At 52.0% G+C, this 1,006-nt stretch carries 2 tRNA genes and 2 rRNA genes; all 4 read right to left on the reverse strand.

Annotated elements, in window-relative coordinates:
* Positions 1-308: 308 nt before the first annotated feature.
* Positions 309-384 (reverse strand) — tRNA-Ala (locus K7397_RS21165).
* A 39-nt stretch (positions 385-423) separates the two neighbouring features.
* Positions 424-500: transfer RNA gene (locus K7397_RS21170), tRNA-Ile, on the reverse strand.
* 37 nt (positions 501-537) lie between these two features.
* Positions 538-654 (reverse strand): 5S ribosomal RNA (gene rrf / locus K7397_RS21175).
* Between the two features lie 132 nt (positions 655-786).
* Positions 787-1,006, reverse strand: a 16S ribosomal RNA gene (locus K7397_RS21180); the annotation flags it as partial.

Raw genomic sequence — 1,006 nt, forward strand, 5'->3', positions numbered from 1 at the left:
CGAGGCCGTATCGTTGTTCGCCACGTCCTTCTTCGGCTCCTAGCGCCTAGGCATCCTCCGTGTGCTCTTAGTAGCTTAACCAAATCGCTCGGATTTTGGGCTGTCCGCTCTGTTGCTCCTTCCTTTCCTGATTAGGTAAAACCCTAAAATGGTTGAAAGGAACTCGCAAAGGATCAGCCATCTCCAAAATGCCTCGCTTTACAGTTAACTCTTCAACTTGTTTGACACAAGTTTCAGCTAAAAGATGTTCTAAAACGCAAATTCGTTTCGTTATCCAGTTTTCAAGGATCAAGTTTAAAGATGGTATATGGTGGAGCCAAGGAGGATCGAACTCCTGACCTCCTGCTTGCAAGGCAGGCGCTCTCCCAGCTGAGCTATGGCCCCATAATTCCGACGATCATGAAACACTCATGAAGTTAGGAATGGTGGGCCCTAGTGGACTCGAACCACCGACCTCACCCTTATCAGGGGTGCGCTCTAACCAACTGAGCTAAGGGCCCTAACTTGTATTGATTTGTAACCCTGTAAAGGGGTTGCGCTTGGCGACGTCCTACTCTCCCAGGACCCTTCGGTCCAAGTACCATCGGCGCTGGAGGGCTTAACGGTCGTGTTCGGGATGGGTACGCGTGGAACCCCTCCGCCATTATCACCAAACGCTTGAAAGAGGCTTGCTCTCTCAAAACTGACCAACGAGTGAGAGGTTGCTTTGCCTGAGGGCAAAGCTGTTCGGCAGCTTGCGCTGACCGTATAGTTGAATGTTTCCTCGCAGGAAACGATTCTCCATAGAAAGGAGGTGATCCAGCCGCACCTTCCGATACGGCTACCTTGTTACGACTTCACCCCAATCGTCTACCCCACCTTCGGCGGCTGGCTCCCTAAGGTTACCTCACCGACTTCGGGTGTTGTAAACTCTCGTGGTGTGACGGGCGGTGTGTACAAGACCCGGGAACGTATTCACCGCGGCATGCTGATCCGCGATTACTAGCAATTCCGACTTCATGCAGGC

It is taken from the genome of Paenibacillus caui, assembly GCF_019904135.1.
Lineage (GTDB): Bacteria > Bacillota > Bacilli > Paenibacillales > Paenibacillaceae > Fontibacillus > Fontibacillus caui.